This window comes from Idiomarina sp. UBA3162 (assembly GCF_002364475.1).
Classification (GTDB): domain Bacteria; phylum Pseudomonadota; class Gammaproteobacteria; order Enterobacterales; family Alteromonadaceae; genus Idiomarina.
On record NZ_DEYI01000066.1, the window covers coordinates 9807 to 10170 of the forward strand.

At 54.1% G+C, this 364-nt stretch carries 1 protein-coding gene; it reads right to left on the minus strand.

The genetic code is table 11. From position 1 onward, the window contains the following. Positions 1-43 precede the first annotated feature (43 nt). Positions 44-364, minus strand: a 321-nt coding sequence (locus B2X00_RS08550) for an inositol monophosphatase family protein (RefSeq protein WP_290487164.1), incomplete at its 5' end; no start/stop codon positions are given.

The following is a 364-nucleotide window of genomic DNA, read 5'->3' on the forward strand; positions in this document are numbered from 1 at the left end:
AGGCCGGCAAATTTGCCGGCCTTTGTCGTTCTTATCATCGCGTTTAGTCGTTGCTTTCTGGCTTCTTGCGCAGTTGTGCGAGCATCTGCTTAAGTACCTTAGGTGCGCCGGCCACGATATGGCCGCTTTGAACATAATTGTGACCGCCTTCAAAATCGGTCACGATGCCGCCTGCCTCACGAACCAGGAGATCACCGGCCATCAAATCCCAGGGTCTCAAACCAAACTCGAAAAAGCCATCGTAACGACCGGCTGCGACATAGGCGAGGTCGAGGGCTGCAGCACCGGCGCGGCGCATATCTGCACAACGCTCGAATAAGCGACCAAACATGGCTTGATATTCATCGTAGCGGTGTTTCGCTTT